This window comes from Parapedobacter indicus (assembly GCF_900113765.1).
Lineage (GTDB): Bacteria > Bacteroidota > Bacteroidia > Sphingobacteriales > Sphingobacteriaceae > Parapedobacter > Parapedobacter indicus.
Genome location: NZ_FOQO01000007.1, coordinates 202,658 through 218,385, shown reverse-complemented (window position 1 = coordinate 218,385; position 15,728 = coordinate 202,658). Strand labels below are relative to the sequence as shown.

Annotated in this window: 14 protein-coding genes; 4 read left to right on the top strand and 10 right to left on the bottom strand. The window is 47.5% G+C overall.

Going from position 1 to position 15,728, the window contains the following annotated elements:
- The first annotated feature begins 88 nt into the window (after nt 1-88).
- Nucleotides 89-1,513 carry an aminotransferase-like domain-containing protein gene (locus BMZ56_RS15430; protein ID WP_090628211.1) on the top strand — a complete coding sequence of 475 codons (1,425 nt, stop codon included), beginning with the start codon at nt 89-91 and terminating at the stop codon, nt 1,511-1,513.
- On the opposite strand, the gene BMZ56_RS15425 is transcribed toward BMZ56_RS15430, so the two are convergent.
- Genes BMZ56_RS15425 through BMZ56_RS15395 form a run of 7 tightly spaced genes read right to left on the bottom strand, consistent with a single transcriptional unit; the run spans nt 1,434 to nt 8,175 of the window.
- Nucleotides 1,434-2,921 carry a glycoside hydrolase family 140 protein gene (locus BMZ56_RS15425; RefSeq protein ID WP_090628209.1) on the bottom strand — a complete coding sequence of 496 codons (1,488 nt, stop codon included), beginning with the start codon at nt 2,919-2,921 and terminating at the stop codon, nt 1,434-1,436. The two genes, BMZ56_RS15430 and BMZ56_RS15425, sit on opposite strands and share 80 nt — an antisense overlap.
- Nucleotides 2,922-2,924: 3 nt before the next feature.
- Complete coding sequence (locus BMZ56_RS15420) at nt 2,925-3,377, bottom strand: GNAT family N-acetyltransferase (RefSeq protein WP_090628208.1); 453 nt, start codon at nt 3,375-3,377, stop codon at nt 2,925-2,927.
- Nucleotides 3,378-3,410: 33 nt separating this feature from the next.
- On the bottom strand, nt 3,411-4,388 hold the full coding sequence (locus BMZ56_RS15415) for an AAA family ATPase (RefSeq protein WP_090628206.1): 978 nt from the start codon (nt 4,386-4,388) through the stop codon (nt 3,411-3,413).
- Nucleotides 4,352-5,563: a DUF4350 domain-containing protein gene (locus tag BMZ56_RS15410; protein WP_090628458.1), complete on the bottom strand. Its 1,212-nt coding sequence runs from the start codon at nt 5,561-5,563 to the stop codon at nt 4,352-4,354. Before BMZ56_RS15410 ends, BMZ56_RS15415 begins: the two co-directional genes overlap by 37 nt.
- Nucleotides 5,560-6,318, bottom strand: a complete 759-nt coding sequence (locus BMZ56_RS15405; protein ID WP_090628205.1) for a DUF4129 domain-containing protein — start codon at nt 6,316-6,318, stop codon at nt 5,560-5,562. The genes BMZ56_RS15410 and BMZ56_RS15405 overlap by 4 nt, the downstream gene beginning before the upstream one ends.
- Before the next feature lie 5 nt (nt 6,319-6,323).
- Nucleotides 6,324-7,217 (bottom strand): hypothetical protein, encoded by an 894-nt coding sequence (locus BMZ56_RS15400; protein ID WP_090628203.1) that lies wholly within the window; start codon nt 7,215-7,217, stop codon nt 6,324-6,326.
- Nucleotides 7,195-8,175, bottom strand: coding sequence for a stage II sporulation protein M (locus BMZ56_RS15395; protein WP_090628201.1), 981 nt, complete (start codon nt 8,173-8,175; stop codon nt 7,195-7,197). The genes BMZ56_RS15400 and BMZ56_RS15395 overlap by 23 nt, the downstream gene beginning before the upstream one ends.
- Nucleotides 8,176-8,312: 137 nt before the next feature.
- On the opposite strand from BMZ56_RS15395, the gene BMZ56_RS15390 reads away from it, so the two are divergent.
- Complete coding sequence (locus tag BMZ56_RS15390) at nt 8,313-9,050, top strand: RDD family protein (protein ID WP_090628199.1); 738 nt, start codon at nt 8,313-8,315, stop codon at nt 9,048-9,050.
- A gap of 56 nt (nt 9,051-9,106) precedes the next feature.
- The gene (gene pruA, locus BMZ56_RS15385; RefSeq protein ID WP_090628198.1) at nt 9,107-10,741 is read left to right on the top strand and encodes an L-glutamate gamma-semialdehyde dehydrogenase; all 1,635 of its coding nucleotides are present in this window, start codon (nt 9,107-9,109) and stop codon (nt 10,739-10,741) included.
- Between the two features lie 43 nt (nt 10,742-10,784).
- Here the strand turns inward: pruA and BMZ56_RS15380 are convergent, their stop codons facing one another.
- The 3 genes from BMZ56_RS15380 to BMZ56_RS15370 all read right to left on the bottom strand — a co-directional run bounded on the left by BMZ56_RS15380 (nt 10,785) and on the right by BMZ56_RS15370 (nt 13,592).
- The gene (locus BMZ56_RS15380) at nt 10,785-11,447 is read right to left on the bottom strand and encodes a carbonic anhydrase (protein ID WP_090628196.1); all 663 of its coding nucleotides are present in this window, start codon (nt 11,445-11,447) and stop codon (nt 10,785-10,787) included.
- 21 nt (nt 11,448-11,468) lie between these two features.
- Entirely contained in the window at nt 11,469-13,109 is a 1,641-nt protein-coding gene (locus BMZ56_RS15375) for a SulP family inorganic anion transporter (RefSeq protein WP_090628195.1), read from the bottom strand.
- 147 nt (nt 13,110-13,256) lie between these two features.
- Nucleotides 13,257-13,592 (bottom strand): hypothetical protein, encoded by a 336-nt coding sequence (locus tag BMZ56_RS15370; protein WP_090628194.1) that lies wholly within the window; start codon nt 13,590-13,592, stop codon nt 13,257-13,259.
- Nucleotides 13,593-13,859: 267 nt separating this feature from the next.
- Here BMZ56_RS15370 and BMZ56_RS15365 point away from each other — a divergent pair, with 267 nt between their 5' ends.
- Nucleotides 13,860-15,707, top strand: a complete 1,848-nt coding sequence (locus BMZ56_RS15365; RefSeq protein WP_090628457.1) for a glycoside hydrolase family 2 protein — start codon at nt 13,860-13,862, stop codon at nt 15,705-15,707.
- The last annotated feature ends 21 nt before the right edge of the window (nt 15,708-15,728 follow it).

The window sequence follows — 15,728 nt, the reverse complement described above, 5'->3', positions numbered from 1 at the left end:
TCTATTGTACAAAAATGCGTAAAATGAGACTACCAATACAGATACAATTTAATTATTTTTGACCGGAGCAGTTTTTTAAAGAAAGTATATGTCTAAGAACGGATTACTCTATCAGCGTATTGCCCATAACATCGAGCATCAGATTCAGCATGAGGTGTTGAGAGTCGGCGATAAATTGCCTTCCATCCGCATGATCTGTCGGGAACATGGCGTAAGCATGAGCACAGCATTGCAAGCATACTATGATCTGGAGAGCAAAGGCCTGATCGAGTCACGCCCGCAATCGGGCTATTACGTTACTTATTCACACAAGTTTTTTCCGGCGATGCCGGAAACCAGTAATCCGGTATATCACGCGGATGCCAGTGGAACGGATGGGCTCGTTGCCAAGGTTTATGCCGAATTAGGGAGGGAGACGAACCTGACATTTTCTTTGGGTGTCCCAGCTCCAGAATTGTTACCTGTAGCCAAACTCAATAAGACGATGATCAACGCGATGCGATTGTTGCCGGCCGGCGGTACATCTTACGAACAGGTGCAGGGCAATAGCAAGCTGCGGCAACAAATTGCGCGGTGGTCGTTTAGTTGGGAAGGACACCTTCGGGAAAGCGATCTCTTAACCACTGCAGGCTGCATGAATGCACTGGCGTATTCCCTGATGGCGCTGACAGAACGGGGCGACCAAATCGTTGTGGAAAGTCCAGTATATTTCGGCGTCCTGCAGCTGGCGAGAAGTTTAGGGTTGCAAGTGCTTGAACTGCCTACCCACGCCATTACGGGGATCGACCTTGAAGCACTTAAAAAAACATTGCAAACCAAAAAAATAAAGGCGTGTCTGCTCGTCAGCAATTTCAGCAACCCGTTAGGGAGCTGTATGCCGGATGAACACAAAAGGGAAGCCGTACGGTTAATGGAAACACATGGTGTTCCGCTGATCGAAGACGATCTGTATGGTGACGTCTATTTTGGCCAACATCGGCCGAAGTCGTGCAAGACCTATGACGAGAGCGGCATCGTGCTGTGGTGTGGATCGGTATCGAAGACCCTGGCTCCGGGCTATCGGGTTGGATGGGTAGCGCCGGGAAGATTTAAAGAACAGGTGATCCGCACTAAACTTTATCATTCGGTTTCATCCACCACGCTAACCCAAGAGGCCATTGCCAGTTTTTTAGAAACCGGCCGTTATGAAAGCCATCTACGTAAACTCAGACATACCCTGCATACCAATTCGCTGCAATATCTCCGGGCCATCGGCGAATATTTCCCCGAAGAGACCCGGGTAAGCCGGCCAGAAGGAGGGTTTCTGCTCTGGCTGGAACTACCGAAGCAAATAGATACGATAAAGCTCTATGAAACGGCGCTGAAATTTAAAATAAGTATTGCCCCGGGAAGAATGTTTACGCTGCAAAATCAATATAATCATTGTATCCGGCTCAGTTACGGACTGCTATGGAATGAACAGGTGGAGCGAGCGTTGAAGCTTTTGGGGAATTTGGCGAGAAAAATGTTCTAAATACCGGGATCGGGTACCCTGCAGCTACGTCATCTATTACCAGTACCCAATCGTTATTCAAGCCTTGAGTCGGCGTCGTCAGCTGAAGCTCGCCGCCACGGCTTAACGTACCCAAATCGATGGTTTCCGCGGTCGCGGGATTGAACCACCATCCGCGTAAGGTATCGGCTTTAAGTACCAAAGTGTTAACAGCAATGGTTCCTCCCAGCGGAATATACACCATCAAATAACTACCCTTACCATCCTTAAACGCGCGTATGTGCTGTCCTTTTTCTCCCTGTCCGTCTACAACAATGGTTTGGTCGGGCAGGCGATCGACAAACGGGCGTGATTCGATGAGCTGTCGCAGGTAACCGACCTGGAAAGCTCCCGGCCGGTCGAGTGCTTCGGTCCAGTACCGGTCGGCGTGGTTGATCTTTTCTTCCCGTTCGCTCCAAAACTGCCAGATACTGTGGTGACCGTAGGTTACCCCACAGGCACCCGCAAAAACCGAGCGGTAAGTCTGTTTGCGAACATCATAGTCATCGAAATAGCCATTTTTAGGGTCCCAATTTGGCCACGGGTTTACAGGGTGGTCCTCATAGTTGGGTTCCGAATCCAGGGTAGGTTTGGTCGGTGTCAAGGCACGGTCGCGCGTGATCCATTCCCATACAGGAACGTCGTGTCCCGATCCATGGCCCGACTGCATCATGTTTATGTGCAGCCACGGTTCGTCATGGATTTGCTGTGAGGTCGAATGCGCTCCACCTGAGATGTGATAGGAGAGGAGTGCCTTCCCATCGGTGGCTTCCAGTATCCCCTTAGCCATGGCTTGCCATATGGGGCGGGTATCTACGGAATCATGGATGGCCGGACGGTCGCCTCCTAAAATCCAGATGATGTTTTCCCGGTCTTTGTAACGATTGCTAAGCCAATTGCCATAGCGATAAGCATTTTCGGTAGTAAAAATCTCCGGACCTACGCCCCACATGCGCGTCACCTTGTCGCCCCATGTCGGTAGTAACCCAATAAATAGTTTTCTTTCGTACGCGGATGCGATTACATCATCCACCAGTTGAAAATAAGATTCATTCGGTTTCTCCGGATGCTGGTTGATCAGCGGAACATCCCCGTATTGATTCGGGCGATGCAAACCGTCCATTTCGGCCAATATCACGGCCTGGATAACATTGAATCCCTTGGCCTTCCGGTTATCGAGATAGTGTTGGATTTCTTCTTTCGTCAAACGATGGAATAGTTCCCATGCCGTATCTCCCAGCCAGAAAAACGGGCTTCCATCTTCATATTGCAGGTAATGGCCATCGGGCGTAACCTGCAGCCGACCGTGCGGCCATTTTTCCTGACCGTAGGCAGCAACCGTAATGGTGAGGGCAACGAATGCTGGTATCAAAGAGCGCAGTGGACACATGGGCTAATTCATTTTCTTTTCAAAACAAACACTATTTTCGACACCGATGTACGGACCGTAGTTTTCGATCGGCATGTAATGAGATTTTTTGTAAAGGGCGATGGCTTCGGGCTGTTTTTTCCCCGTTTCCAAGATACAACGTTTATAACCCAATTCCGCCGCCCAGGTTTCCAGTTCAGTGAGTATGCGTGTGGCAATTCCCTGTCCCCTGAACTCGGGCAACGCATACATCCGCTTGATTTCCATTGTGTCAGGCGCATACTCCTTTATGGCTCCGCAGCCGATCGGTTTGTCGTTTTCGTAAGCCACGACGACGTATTTGATGTGATCGATCTTATTGAATTGGTGGTAGAATGCATGTTCATCCCCGTCTCGCTGCGCGAGGTCAGCGTCGAGTAGCCGCACGAGCACCACGAAGTCCGTACTGTTGGAATCGGTTCTTACGAGTTTAGTCATTGTATTATGCTCCTTTCTGTTGGCGCGCTTGATCTATCTAGGTACAGCTATTCCCTTAATAATCTGAGACACCACGTCGTCCGTGGTGAGTCCTTCCATTTCCCGCTCGGGGGTAAGGATGAGGCGGTGTCGTAATACCGCAGGAGCCACACGTATCACATCGTCCGGTGTGATAAAGTCACGGTCATCCATCACTGCGATTGCTTTTGCACTATTGGCGATTGCCAGCGATGCGCGCGGAGACGCTCCCAAGTAAATGGATTTGTGGTTGCGTGTTTCGTGCACGATGCGCGCGATAAAATCCAGTAGTTTATCTTCGATATGCAAACCCTTTACCGTTTTGCGGTAATTGCGGATATCCGCGGTACGGAGTATCGGTTTGATGGATGCTATCCGTTCATCCAGTTTTTGCGCGTGGTGATGGGCTAATATCTGTATTTCTTCCTCCAATGAGGGATATCCGACTTCTATTTTAAATAGGAAGCGGTCCAATTGTGCTTCCGGCAACCGGTAGGTGCCTTCCTGTTCAATGGGGTTCTGTGTGGCGAGTACCACGAAGGGTTCCTCCATGGGATAGGTATGGCCATCTAGGGTGACCTGCCGTTCTTCCATTACTTCAAACAAGGCAGCCTGGGTTTTTGCCGGCGATCGGTTGATCTCGTCGACCAAAATTAGGTGACCGAAAATGGGGCCGGGCTTAAAGCTGAACCCATTTTCTTTGGGATTAAATACGGATGTGCCCAAAACATCTGAAGGCATGAGATCGGGGGTGAATTGGATTCGGGAAAACTTGGCATCAATGCTTTGAGCAATCAGTTTAGCACTGAGTGTCTTGGCTACACCCGGAACACCTTCAATCAGGATATGCCCGTCGGCAAGGATTCCGGCGATAAGTAAGTCCACCATCTGCTGTTGCCCGACAATAACAGTTGCCAGAAGTTCCCTTATTTGTTGGATGGCACCGGTCAATCCACTCAGGTCAATACGTTGTTCGAAGTGTTGTTCTTCCATAAAGCTTGCTGATAAAAAAGTTCAAGAAAACGATGGTGTGAAAGCAAAGTCCCATCGTCAATGGTCTCGTAGCGTTGTAAATCGTTCATACCCCGGAGGATGTTTAATAGAATGGACTTCTCCACTCCAGAACGCATACTGAGGTACTGCATGAAGTTTTCGTCTATGTTGCTGGTGTTCACACGGTAAGCAGTTCGCACGTGTTCCAGAAAATAGCGATATTCTTTGGTAAGCAAATCGAGGTTGTCCCGACGTTGATAATATACCGAACTGACGACCTGAGCAAATTCAATGCTCGTGTTTTTGAGCGGTTCCACAATGGGAATTGCCCGTTGGCGACGTTTGACGCCGTAGATTACAAAAGCAAGTAGACTGAATAACGCTATTAGATAAGCGGGGCGCAGGTGCTCATCCGACAGGAATACGCGCAAGGGCGACTGTTGTATCCGGTCTCCCATCGCTTGGAAATCGTCCCAGATTATCTGTTGCTGGGGGGTTAGGTAAGAAAGGGCCTTGCCCGCAAAGGCAACGCCTTCCGATGATAAGAGCGCATAGTTGGTAAAATAGTCGGGTGAAGATAGTATATATAGGTTGCCGTCGCCCATCGGATACCGGAGAAAGACGGCATTGCCATGGCCATTGGTTGCCAATACGGTAGTCTGCAACGTGTCAAATTCAGTAAAGTAACCCGCTGCTATGCGTTTGTCAAACCGATATCCCGTTTCCGAACGGAGTTCAGGATTTGTGAAGTTTACCGTGTTAACACTGTCGGCCCATGGAAAATGGTTCTGGATTCTCAGCTTTAAGCTGTCAGTCATCAAGGCCCCGAATGTATGGGCGGCGATAAACAGGTCATTTCCGCTTTTTACATACGCCAATAGTTTCTGATAATCCGGTTCATCGATATCCAGTTCGGGAGCAACAATAAGGTAGCTATCGGCTTCGTTGCCTAGTTCTTCAAGGATGTTATACATCCGTTTTCGATAAGAGCGGACAGCTACTCCCTCAAATAATGTAGACAATTCATGATGCAAGATATATGTCCCATACGGAATCTTATCCGTTCTACTATAAGTCTGACTCCAGTTCACGGGAGCCGGCTTTCGGTATTGAATATACAGAAAGATGCCCAAGGCCAGTAAGGCGACGACGATATATACCTTCAGATCTCTCATTTCAAACCTTCATCAAACTGTTGGAATGCAGCATGCAATTGGATGAAATGTTGGTGATTAATGCTGAAATCGCCATACCAAATGTACTCAAATTGCCGGGTAAGCTTTTTAAATTCCGATTGAAGGATGGCATCGTCTAGTTCATTCACATAGGCGATGTTGGTCTTAGCCGGCTGCCAACGGATGAGGCCGGAATCATTCAGTTTTTTAAGACAATCCAAATACAAGAGCCGCACGGCCAATCGATAGTTGCCGGTTTCGATAGTTTTCTGGAGTTCTGCCGTAAAATCGATATCGTGGATATTCTCGGTGTGTACAGTAGACTTTGTATTCGCCGTGTGGGATTTACGTGAAAATATGCCGGCTGCATCCATCCCCAACAATTTCATCACGAGGTATAACAGCGCGCCAACGCCAGCGATGATACCGATGTTCTTTAATAAAGCATAAGACCCCTCACGGCTCATCAGTTCAGCGATTTTGTACCGTAGCCATTGTTTGAAGCGTTGCCACCATGAAAGGTCTACTTGTTGCTCATTATATTGAAAATCAGTGCGCTCCTTGTAGCTATCCAGTGAAGCTTGATCGAACTGGCGGACATTTACTGCAGATGAATCGAAAGACGGGTTCTGAGTCGTGTCTGGTGCAACGGCATTGATGGGACGGTCTTTGGGTCCACCGTCGGCATAAGAAGTGAGGCTGGTTAGCCCGCAAATACAGTGAAAAAACCAAAAGATATAGCGGAAATTCCTCATTTGTTTCAATATTCTTCATCCGGCAGATCCTTGCCGGTGTCGGCATGGGTGCCTAAATTCTCGATCCGTTCCATCAGTCCAGTACCCTCTTTTTCTTCGCTGAGACTGAAGTAACAAAGGGCCAAGGCAATCGTAGGAAGGGAGTAGACCAGCATGCCAAAGGATTGGATAACTACGTTCAAGATCGCACCAGTCAGCGTTAGCGAGGATGATTCGCCTAAAAGGAATCCGCTCATGGTCATCAGGGTGCCCGGTAGGGCAACCAAACCGATGCTGAAGTAGGCGATCAGCCAAACGATAAACAGCACCCCAAATGTTTTCCACCAATTGTCCTTGATCAGTGTGAATGCCCGGGTAAACGCTTGGTCAAAGGGAGCTTCATCCATGACGACAATCGCATAGACCAAACTGGCAATCGGAAATAAATAGATACCCGGAAGAATACAAAGCATAGTCGCAATCGCTACGATGATACTCAGTAGAAGGGATGCCAAGATGAACCGCCAAAAGTGTGCTTTACAGGCAATCCAGACCTCTTCTTTGGTAGGGGGCACATTGCCGTTTTTCCTGTATAGATCGATGAAGCACAGCGTGACCAGTTGGACAACGGTAAAGGAAATAAAATAAAACAGTAGATATAATACATAGTTAATTCCAAATCCAGCGAGAAACGCGGTGCCGTCAAACGCATTCACGGGACCGGCCATTTCTGCGCCTACCAGTCCAATGGTCTTGACCTGCACAAGGATTCCGGTAGCCATGGCGGCAAGAATGAAAATAAGACTTATGTAGAGCAACGGGGTAAACAGTGCTTTGAAATTTTGCTTGACGAAATTGATGCTGTCATTGATGGTTTCGCCAAAATCGCGTATACGACTAAATTCGACTTTCGGTTCCATGGCGCAAAGTAGCTAATTGGGAGGATTGATATAAGCGATTCGGATAGATCACGACATACCAACTGATAAAAGCGAGCGAACCTGCCAAGATGGAGCAGCTTATCCACACGGGCATGGTGGTATGACGGGTGACAAAGCCCTCGAGGAAAGCCGCTGTGAGAAAAACGGGGATCAAACCGATGATCATTTTCAGTCCATCTTTAGCTCCCTGTTTGAATGCAACCATGCGTTTATACGTTTTTGGAAACAAGAAACTATTGCCCATCGCGAGGCCTGCGGCACCCGCGATAACGATAGCCGAAATTTCCAATGTGCCGTGAATCCAAATAACCAACACGGAATCCCAACCAAGGCCTTGGCTAAAAAAGAAGTATTGAAACGAACCCAGCATGATGCCGTTACGGATCAGTACGTACAGTGTGCCCACCGAAAAAATAATCCCCATGGCAAAGGCAAGAAACGACACCCAGATATTATTGACGGCAATGAAAAAAAACATTTCAAATGAGTTCGTTTGCTTATAAACACCGAAGGGATCTCCATTTTTTATGTTTTCATTCGTCATGTTTACGTAGCTGTCGCCTAGAATAAGCCGTACGAAGGTGTCATCGTAACGCGCAGATAAGGCACCCATAAGGCAAAAAGTCAGGAAAAATAGGAATGCATAGAGCAACTGCCTTTCGTACTGCTTGAAAAGTAGTGGCAATTCGTGTTTCCAAAACGTTAAAAAACGCCCGCCTTTTTCGCGTTTATTGCGGTAGATTGATTGATGCAGCTTGGCGGCTAATCCATTGAGATAGGCCGTGGTCTGTGATTTGGGATAGAATGTCTTGGCATAGGCAAGATCATCCGTGATGGAAATAAAACGGTCTGCTAATTCATCCGGCGAGGCGGACCGCATATTTTCAAATTGTTCCCACTTCGTTGCATTTTGCTTTACAAATAACGCTTCGCGCATGTTTAATCACTTGTCGTCAATGGATGGCAATAAAAATAGCAAACATCGGCCAATGTTTTAGGTTTCTTTCTCGTAAAGTTTTGTGTGAATTTTTCTGTTGTTGCGTTTTGCCGTGCATCCGCTATATTTGTGGGAAGATGGACACGATCAAAGTCAGTACCACACAACATGTCGATATCGAATACGATGTTGCTGGACTTGGTGAGCGGATTGCCGCCCGGCTGATCGACATGGCTATATTTATCTTGTTATATTTCCTGGGAATCATTTTTATGGCCATTCTCGCAGACGCAGGGATGGGTGAAATCGGCATTATCGTTATGTTGATTATTTTCGGTGCGTTATATGTGTTTTACGATCTGATAAGTGAGCTCTTTTTTAATGGGCAGAGTGTGGGCAAGCGCGCCATGAAAATTAAAGTCATCAGCCTGGATGGTGCTCAACCGAGTCTTGGGCAATACCTGTTGAGGTGGACTTTCCGGATTGTGGATTTTTTACTGACCAGTGGTCTGGGAGCGCTGATATCCGTGGCGGTAACCACGAAGAAACAACGGATCGGCGACATTGTTGCTAATACAACCCTCATCAAAACCACGCCGCGTACAGGATTATCAGCTGTTGCGTTTAAACCGTCTGCCGAAAATTACGAACCACACTTTCAGGAGGTCGACTTATTGAACGATCGTGACATTGGGTTGGTGCACGAAGTGTTAAGCAATTATTCAAAGTCGGGAAATAGCCTCTTGATTTATCAGTTGGCAAACAAGATGAAGAACCACCTGAATATTGAAATTCCCGAAGGGATGGATGAACTGAACTTTCTTCATACCATCGTCAAAGACTACAATGCCATCACCGCCCGAGACACAAATTAATTGCACAGTCCTACGGGTTTTGGTAGCTTTGTTGCGTCACACAAATGAATATTAGCATGTTAAAAGGATTTTTCAATGTGCCGGATCCTGTAAACGAACCGGTACAATCGTATGCTGTGGGGAGTAGGGAGCGCAGGCTCCTGCAACATGCCCTGCAAGCAGCACTTGCAGCGCAAGCGGATATCCCGATGTACATCGGGGGCAAGGAGATTCGTACAGAACATAAAGTTCCGATCCATCCACCGCACGCACATAGACAGGTACTGGGGTATTACCACTACGGAGATAAACATCACGTGCAGGCAGCCATCGATGCTGCACTGAAAGCGAAGAAGGCGTGGGAAAACTTGCCATGGGAAGAACGGGCGGCAATCTTTCTAAAGGCTGCTGACCTGATAGCAGGTCCATATCGATATAAGTTAAATGCGGCGACAATGCTCGGGCAGTCCAAGAATGCCTTTCAGGCAGAAATTGATTCGGCTTGCGAGATCGTGGATTTCCTGCGATTCAACGTTAAGTATATGAGCGAAATTTATGCGCAGCAGCCGCCGGTCTCGCCACGGGGAAGCTGGAATAGGGTCGAGCAACGCCCGCTGGAAGGATTCGTCTTTGCACTGACACCCTTCAATTTTACGGCAATCGCTGGTAACCTACCAACATCGGCCGCATTGATGGGGAACGTGGTGGTGTGGAAACCGGCCAATACACAGGTGTATTCCGCACATGTGCTGATGGAGGTATTTCGTGAAGCAGGTGTACCCGACGGAGTAATTAACCTAATTTATGCCGATGGACCGGAAGTAGGAGAGGTGATTTTTAAGCATCGGGATTTTGCTGGAATACATTTTACCGGATCCACAGCCGTTTTCCAACAGATATGGAAGACCATTGGCGAGAATATTCACCGTTATCGTAGCTACCCGCGGATTGTAGGGGAAACCGGCGGTAAAGACTTCATCTTGGTACACCGTTCTGCTGACGTGAAGGTCGCTGCCACGGCAATCGTTCGCGGAGCATTCGAATACCAGGGGCAGAAATGCTCTGCAGCATCCCGGGTTTATATTCCCGAATCGTTATGGCCGGAATTGAAGGGCTTAATCGTGAAGGATGTGGCGTCATTCAAAATCGGTCCAGTGGATGATTTCAGCAATTTCATCAACGCAGTGATCGATGAGAAGTCATTCGATAAACTGGCGAAATACATCGATGCGGCGAAACAGGATCCGGATGCAGAAATTCTTGTAGGAGGCACATACGATAAAAGTGAAGGCTACTATATCCATCCGACGGTAATCCGCGCGAAGCGACCCGATTATGTGACGATGTGTGAGGAACTGTTCGGCCCGGTATTGACCGTATACATTTATGACGATGAAAAATGGGAGGAGGTGCTGGAGGTCATTGACAACACGTCTATTTATGCGTTGACAGGTGCCGTAATTGCTCGCGACCGCTATGCAATCAGCGAAGCAACGCATGCCCTACGCCATGCTGCAGGTAACTTCTATGTGAATGATAAGTGTACGGGAGCCGTTGTGGGGCAACAACCTTTTGGCGGCGCTAGGGGGTCGGGTACAAACGACAAGGCTGGATCGATGATCAATCTGCTGAGGTGGGTATCGCCACGGACGATCAAAGAGACATTTGATCCACCCACGGACTACCGATATCCGTTCATGGAACAGGAATAGGTTAGCAATAAAAAGGGGCCGTGAATCGGCCCCTTTTTACTCTTTACTTAAATGCAAATACTTTGCCCAAACCTACGCTATCCGTAAACGTAATATCCAGGTCGATCAATTTACCCGTGGCAATATCAATGACCATTCCATGTATGGCCAGGTCATTTCTTTCTTTCCAGGCATTCTGGACAATCGATGTGGTGCAAAGGTTAAAGACCTGTTCGGCTACATTGAGCTCTACCAAACGGCTTACTTTTTGTTCCTCATCTTCAATGGCATCGATTTCGTCACTGTGGAATCGGTATACGTCCTTGATGTGGCAGAGCCAGTTGTCAATGATACCAAATTGCTTGCGGCTAAGGGCAGCGGCTACACCACCGCAGCCGTAATGTCCTGCTACGATGATGTGTTTTACTTTCAGTACATTGACTGCGTAGTCAAGCACGCTTAGCATATTCATGTCTGAATGCACACACATATTGGCGATGTTGCGATGAACGAACACCTCTCCCGGTTGCGTATTGGTGATTTGGTTGGCCGGAACCCGGCTATCGGCACAGCCGATCCATAACAGCTCAGGGTTTTGGCCTTGGGCCAATTGTTGGAGTTTGCCGGTGGTATCATCCTTAACTTCTTGAACCCATACATCGTTTCCAGCTAATATTTTTTCAAAGCTTGCTTTTAATACCGGATTTTCTAATTGCTTTTTATACATCGTTTATGTTTGTTTTGTTAATTAAATTGTCTCTGTTGTTTTCGTAATCGTTGCTTTCCGTTTCAACGAGTCATTTTTCAGGATTGCCTGCGTAAAACGTTTGATGTTGGGTACATTCTTTTTGTTCACAATGCCCACTAGTTCAATCGTTTTCCCCTTGCTTACCGCGTTTTGCTCGAAATCTTTGATAACTTCAATAACATCCTTATCGATAAATCGGCTTTGTGAACCATCAATGATAATTTCGTTGATACGTCTTGGGAGGCCGTAAAGTGCTTTTTGTATAGCCGCTTTATTAAGAAACGTCACTTCTTCCGCTAAGGTAAAAGTTATTTTCGCTCCATCCGCATTTTCTTCAACATCATATTCAAATGCGTTGGAAAGATTGTTCCTAAGAATGTAAAACATGGCAACCACGAGTCCGATACCTACACCAGTGAGCAAGTCGGTTAAAACAACGGCGAGAATGGTTACGACAAACGGCACGAATTGATCGAGACCCTTGTGCCACATCTGTTTGAACGCAGATGGTTTTGCTAACTTATAGCCCGTATGTAACAAGATGGCTGCCAAACACGAGAGGGGTATAAGATTAATGATCGAGGGAATGGTAATTACCGCCAGCAATAACCAAATACCATGTAATATGGCGCTCTGACGTGTACGACCACCCGCATTGACATTCGCTGAAGATCGTACAATAACCGCTGTCAACGGCAATCCGCCCACCAATCCGGAAGTCATGTTGCCGATTCCCTGCGCCATTAACTCCCTATTGGTCGGAGAGACCCGCTTAAATGGGTCAATTTTATCAACGGCCTCTAAACTGAGCAAGGTTTCCAAACTGGCAATGATAGCAATCGTGAATGCAGCGATCCAAACCTCTTTATTCGCTATCTGTGTAAAGTCGGGAAAGGTGAATAAACCCAAAAACTCGTTAAACGAACCAACCACCGGAATAACCACCAAGTGATTCGGTGCCAATTCAAAGCTGCTGCCAAGGAAGAGCTGGCTCAACAGCACGCCCACGAATACTACGACCAGCGGCGCAGGCACGATGCTCAATTTCTTGAATTTCGGCCATAAGATGAGGATGGCCAATGAAAGGATACAAATAATAGAAGCTCCGTAATTTATAGCAGCGAAGGCCTTTTGCAACGCCGTGAAGGTGTTTTCATTATCGAGTTGAACAAAGCTTTCCTCGCCAAAGAAACTGGAGTCGTATCCCACAGCGTGAGGCAATTGCTTGAGTATAATGATGATGCCGATTGCTGCTAGCATTCCAATGATGACGGATGAAGGAAAATAATTGCCAATCATTCCCGCTCTGATAATGCCCAAAACGATTTGAATTATTCCGGCAAGCAAAACGGCCAATAAAAACGTTTCAAATGCCCCTAATTGCTCTATTGCGCCAAAGACGATTACAGTAAGGCCGGCCGCGGGGCCGCTTACACTGAGTTGTGAACCACTGAACGAAGCAATAACAATTCCTCCGATAATCCCTGTCAATAAACCAGCGAATAGTGGCGCGCCCGAAGCTAGTGCTATTCCCAAACATAACGGCAAGGCGACGAGAAAGACTACAATACTTGCCGAAAAATCATATTTTAAATTCCGCTTTGATAACTTCAAAAATGCGGATGTACGTGTACCAAACATATGGATAACTATTAATAAACTGAATCTAATCGATTTCAACAGCTCCTGCCACCAACCGGAAGTCTTCACTGAAAACGCCCAATAAAGCGATGGCCGAGCCAATGGACAACGTCAAGGATGCCCACAATATGTAACCTGGAAATCTGATTAGCAGTTTGGAGGGGGGGTGGGTACAGCTGGATAGAACGCACGGATGTGCCGTGCGTCATTCGCTATAAAGTTTACTTGGGTGGCTAAATGGGTAGGCGGTTGCAGGCCAAAGTTCGGTGCCAGTCTGAGGTATCCCTTGGCGAAAATATCCTTAACCTGATCCCCAGATCCTGATTTACCGTTATTATTTTCGATTTCTAACTGCAACACAACCTGCAGCAAGGCATCGCGATCGAATTGAATAAAAATAGGTACCGTAGAAATAAACATCTTCGCAAAGAAAATTGCGAAAAACAGCTTAGCAAATAGTACCCTTGTTACCTTCGTTGACATATGTCATGCGATCATCTATTGCAAAAATAAGCAAAAGCATGCTTAAAGTAATTAATAATTGTTAAAATTGTTACATACAACAAGAATAGTAACGAAATTTTAATAAACTGACATTCGGATGATTATAAATCGACGTAAGCGTGAGACGATATGTGGAAATTTTGAGACAAAAAAAATGGTTTTTATCTATATTTTCGTCGCCAGGACCAGTGCATGAACACAGATACAATTAAAAACATTAGACATTGCATGGAAGTTGTAAAAAACATGAAACACACGTTAATTTTATTGGCTGTATGCCTGCAGGCGGGGCAGCTCGTCGGTCAGCAGTCACAGACTTGGCAACCCAAGGGAGGTAAGATCCAGTCGTCCTGGGCGGCGCAGATCGATCCCGCTAACCCACTTCCGGAATACCCCCGGCCGCAATTGGTGCGGGAAAGCTGGCAGAATCTGAACGGCTTGTGGGAATACGCGATTGTGCCCGGTAAATTAGGTGCAGCGCCGGCTAACTACGAGGGCCAACTGCTGGTGCCATTTGCTGTCGAGTCAGCACTTTCGGGCGTGGGACGTACCGTAGGTAAAGACAGTTCGTTGTGGTATCGCAGAACGGTCACCCTTGATAAAAAGCTACGTAAGCAGCGGGTGCTCTTGCATTTTGGTGCAGTAGACTGGCAATGTGATGTTTACGTAAATGGTCGGAAGGCGGGTTCCCACGAAGGCGGTTACGATCCCTTCTCCATCGATATCACGCCCTATTTGGTTAAAGGAGCTGATCAGGAGCTCGTGGTTGGGGTGTGGGACCCCACGGATGAAGGTCCGCAACCTAACGGTAAGCAGGTGGTAAAACCTCGTGGCATCTGGTATACGCCGGTTACGGGAATTTGGCAGACAGTATGGTTGGAAGGCGTGCCCGAAACCTACATTGTAACGACCAAGCACACGCCAGACATTGACCGGGGCAATCTATCTGTACAGACGACGGTGGAAGGAATAAGAGAAGGTGATCAGTTGCGGATCTCTGCATGGAAAGGTCAGGAAAAGGTTGCAGAAGAAACCACGGCGGTTGGTGTAGATGTGTCGTTGAACATCAGCAATGCGCAGTTGTGGTCGCCTACAAATCCGTTCCTGTACGACCTAAAGGTAGCCGTGCTGCGTAAAGGAAAGGTAATCGATGAAATATCGTCGTATTTCGCCATGCGCAAGATATCAATGGGAAAAGACGCCGATGGTATTCAACGGATGCTGATCAACAATAAATTTGTGTTTCAGTATGGGCCGCTTGATCAGGGCTGGTGGCCGGATGGCTTGTATACTGCCCCCACAGACGAGGCCTTGCGTTTCGATATTGAAAAAACGAAAGCAATGGGTTTCAACATGATCCGTAAGCACATTAAGGTAGAACCCGCGCGTTGGTACCACCATTGCGACCAACTAGGGGTACTCGTTTGGCAGGACATGCCGAGTGGTGACTTAGGCGACAATCACTGGGACATGCGGCCGGGTATCACTTCGGGACGTAAACACGATAAGGACCGCAGCCAGGAATCGGAGGCCATCTATCGCAAGGAATGGAAAGCGATCGTGGATGCGTTGCACAATTTTCCAAGTATTGTGGTGTGGGTGCCCTTCAATGAAGCGTGGGGGCAGTTTAAGACAGAAGAGATCACCGAATGGACCATGGGGTATGATCCATCCCGGTTGGTAAACAGCGCCAGCGGGGGCAATTTCTTCCCCACCGGACACATCCTGGATATTCATAATTATCCGGATGCGGTGATGCCGCGACCCGAACTATTCGGCGACCAGCGGATATTGGTGCTCGGTGAATTTGGTGGATTGGGGTTGCCTATGGAAGGCCATACCTGGCAGGCCAAAGACAATTGGGGGTACCAAAGCTTCAAGAATGTCGACGAATTGAAGCGCCGTTACCGCGGCTTGGTGGATGATTTGGCCCGCTTGATCCCGATGGGACTATCGGCTGCCGTGTATACCCAAACCACCGATGTGGAAATTGAAACCAATGGGCTGATGACGTACGACCGTAAAGTGGTGAAAATGCCGGAAACGGAATTGCATCAATGGCATCAACAACTCTACCAAATCAAAGTAGATTAACAACATGAGAGGGGGCACCGC

Coding starts and splice junctions, on each gene's coding strand:
- BMZ56_RS15430 (WP_090628211.1), top strand. CDS start 89: ATGTCTAAGAACGGATTACTCTATCAGCGTATTGCCCATAACATCGAG.
- BMZ56_RS15405 (WP_090628205.1), bottom strand. CDS start 6,318: ATGAGGAATTTCCGCTATATCTTTTGGTTTTTTCACTGTATTTGCGGG.
- BMZ56_RS15400 (WP_090628203.1), bottom strand. CDS start 7,217: ATGGAACCGAAAGTCGAATTTAGTCGTATACGCGATTTTGGCGAAACC.
- BMZ56_RS15395 (WP_090628201.1), bottom strand. CDS start 8,175: ATGCGCGAAGCGTTATTTGTAAAGCAAAATGCAACGAAGTGGGAACAA.
- BMZ56_RS15375 (WP_090628195.1), bottom strand. CDS start 13,109: ATGTTTGGTACACGTACATCCGCATTTTTGAAGTTATCAAAGCGGAAT.
- BMZ56_RS15365 (WP_090628457.1), top strand. CDS start 13,860: ATGAAACACACGTTAATTTTATTGGCTGTATGCCTGCAGGCGGGGCAG.
- BMZ56_RS15370 (WP_090628194.1), bottom strand. CDS start 13,592: ATGTCAACGAAGGTAACAAGGGTACTATTTGCTAAGCTGTTTTTCGCA.
- BMZ56_RS15425 (WP_090628209.1), bottom strand. CDS start 2,921: ATGTGTCCACTGCGCTCTTTGATACCAGCATTCGTTGCCCTCACCATT.
- BMZ56_RS15410 (WP_090628458.1), bottom strand. CDS start 5,563: ATGAGAGATCTGAAGGTATATATCGTCGTCGCCTTACTGGCCTTGGGC.
- pruA (WP_090628198.1), top strand. CDS start 9,107: ATGTTAAAAGGATTTTTCAATGTGCCGGATCCTGTAAACGAACCGGTA.
- BMZ56_RS15390 (WP_090628199.1), top strand. CDS start 8,313: ATGGACACGATCAAAGTCAGTACCACACAACATGTCGATATCGAATAC.
- BMZ56_RS15420 (WP_090628208.1), bottom strand. CDS start 3,377: ATGACTAAACTCGTAAGAACCGATTCCAACAGTACGGACTTCGTGGTG.
- BMZ56_RS15415 (WP_090628206.1), bottom strand. CDS start 4,388: ATGGAAGAACAACACTTCGAACAACGTATTGACCTGAGTGGATTGACC.
- BMZ56_RS15380 (WP_090628196.1), bottom strand. CDS start 11,447: ATGTATAAAAAGCAATTAGAAAATCCGGTATTAAAAGCAAGCTTTGAA.